This is a genomic window from Parabacteroides caeci, from assembly GCF_023656795.1.
In the GTDB taxonomy this organism is placed as follows: Bacteria; Bacteroidota; Bacteroidia; order Bacteroidales; family Tannerellaceae; genus Parabacteroides; species Parabacteroides segnis.
This window is the reverse complement of sequence record NZ_JAMOKT010000138.1, coordinates 1-2,488: the sequence shown is the minus strand read 5'-3', so window position 1 is coordinate 2,488 and position 2,488 is coordinate 1. Positions and strand designations below refer to the sequence as shown.

Genomic DNA, 2,488 nt, shown 5'->3' with positions numbered 1-2,488 from the left:
CCGTGGGTGCGACATGAAGTCGCATAGATAATTGTTGGAATGATACTCTAAGTATCAGCTTTAACCCGCTGTTCCGTCAGCGGTAGCCTACCGACCGATGCACCTTAATGTTGTATTAAGCGGTCGGGACAAAGTACACTTTCGCAAGACAAGACAGAACCGTGAGGGGAAGTCAAGTATGGTTAGTATCATACTGTAGAGTGGCGAGGCTGGATAGTATGGTTAGCGTAAGCGAACTGTTAGTAAACTTCGTAATGTCGTAAAAGAGTGTAAGATACTGATACACTCTACCCAAAATGGGATGCGGTCAGATAATCCTCTCCATGGTAGGATTACACGGATGTAAAGACCGTCGGAGGATGAGACAGAACCTAACCTATCCGTTAGTTATCTATGTGGAACATGGTAAGCCTGAACATCTCCTGTCATACAAAAGACAGGTAAGCTGAAAGTAATGGATGCTGAATGGTGTGCAGGTATGAGATAACAGAGAAAGCGAATGCCGTTCTGTAATGGAGCGGATAGGGTTTGAGCCACCTGTCACGGGTTGACGGGGACAACATCAACCTACTACGAAAGTGGGCAGACTTCTGTGGCAATGTTTGGGAGGCAAATACCCAACATTAGCTAAATGGTAATTCTTTACAAGAAACTTTTAGAACTTTTTAAAGTAGGAATGCAAATGAACGATAAAATCAAAGTAAATCGCCTCGACCAATCGTGTGCACCGACTGACAATCTGCAATCAAATTGGGACAGAATAGACTGGACTAAGGCGGAGCAGGCTGTTAAGAAGCTTCAAGCTCGTATTGTAAAGGCTCAGAAGGAAGGCAGACATAACAAGGTGAAAGCCTTGCAATGGACGCTTACCCACTCTTTTTACGCAAAAGCCTTAGCCGTAAAGAGGGTTACTTCTAACGGGGGTGGTTGTACTCCTGGGGTTGACAAAGTAATATGGGATACCCCTAAAGCTAAAACGCAAGCAATAACCCAACTCAAACGCAGAGGCTACCAGCCAATGCCGCTGAGAAGAGTTCATATCAAGAAGAGTAACGGCAAACTGCGACCGTTGGGAATACCGACAATGAAAGACAGAGCCATGCAAGCACTCTATCTTATGGCATTGGAGCCTGTATCAGAAACTACAGCCGATACACGTTCATACGGCTTCCGCAAGGAACGCTGCTGTATGGATGCGGTACAACAATGCCACAATATTCTCCGAAAGGGCTATTCGCCAGAATGGATTTTGGAGGGTGACATAAAAGGGTGTTTCGACCATATCAGCCATGAGTGGTTACTTACCAACATCCCAATGGATAAGGCGATACTCAAAAAGTGGTTGAAATGCGGCTATGTATTCAACAAACAGATGTTCTCGACAGAGGAAGGTACACCGCAAGGCGGTATAATTTCTCCGACACTTGCCAATATGACTTTGGATGGATTGCAGAAAGTTCTTGCAGATAGGTACAAGAGAAGAACCATACAAGGAAAGCATTATTCCCCAATGGTAAACCTTGTACGCTATGCGGATGATTTTATCATCACCTGTGAGAACAAGGAAACTCTTGAAAATGAAATCAAGCCATTGGTTGCTGAATTTATGTCTGGAAGAGGTCTGACATTATCAGAGGAAAAGACGGTGATAACCAACGTGCATGACGGTTTTGATTTTCTTGGCTTTAATATCCGCAAATACGGCAAGGACATATTGACCAAGCCGACAAAGAAATCCGAGAAACGCTTTATGGAGAATATCCATAAGGTAATTAAGGAGAACAAGGGTTGCAGACAGGAGTCGTTAATCAGAATGTTGAACTCTAAAATCCGAGGATGGGGAGGTTATTATCAGCATGGAGCGACACGTGATTCATTTCACAGAATCGACCATCAGATATTCCTCTCACTATGGCAATGGGCAAAACGCCGTCATTCAAAGAAAGGGAAACGGTGGATTAAAGACCGATATTGGCATGACATCCGAGGAAATAAATGGACTTTCGCTTCAAAATTCAAGAAACCAAACGGAAAGGAAGACCAATTGACATTATTGTCTCTGACTTCATCGTTTCCATTCCTGCAATACACGCAGATTAAAGGAGACATGAATCCGTTTGATGCAGACTGTTGGCTGTACTTCTATAAAAGAAAGAAGTCGAAAATGCTTGTTACGCTAAAAGGACGCAAGTCACTGCTGTACCTATGGGAAAAGCAAGGACGCAAATGTCCTATATGCGGTGAACCTATTGATACGCACAAGGCATGGAATGTCATGCCAACCGTTCAAAACGGAAAGAAATGCAATCTATTGGTTCATGATGAATGTTTTAAATTATCCCGCAAATCAAATGGAAACAAGAAGTAGTTTGAGCCGGTCTCTGCATACAAACAGAGGCTTAGAAAAGCTTGAGCCGTATGAGGGGAAACTCTCATGTACGGTTCTTAGGGGGGAAGAGGGCAGCAATGCCCTTGACCTACCCGATCG

Annotated in this window: 1 protein-coding gene; it reads left to right on the top strand. The window is 43.9% G+C overall.

The annotated features are described in order from the left end of the window. The first annotated feature begins 682 nt into the window (after window positions 1-682). The gene (gene ltrA / locus NBH15_RS29045; RefSeq protein ID WP_250824207.1) at window positions 683-2,368 is read left to right on the top strand and encodes a group II intron reverse transcriptase/maturase; all 1,686 of its coding nucleotides are present in this window, start codon (window positions 683-685) and stop codon (window positions 2,366-2,368) included. Window positions 2,369-2,488: the final 120 nt, after the last annotated feature.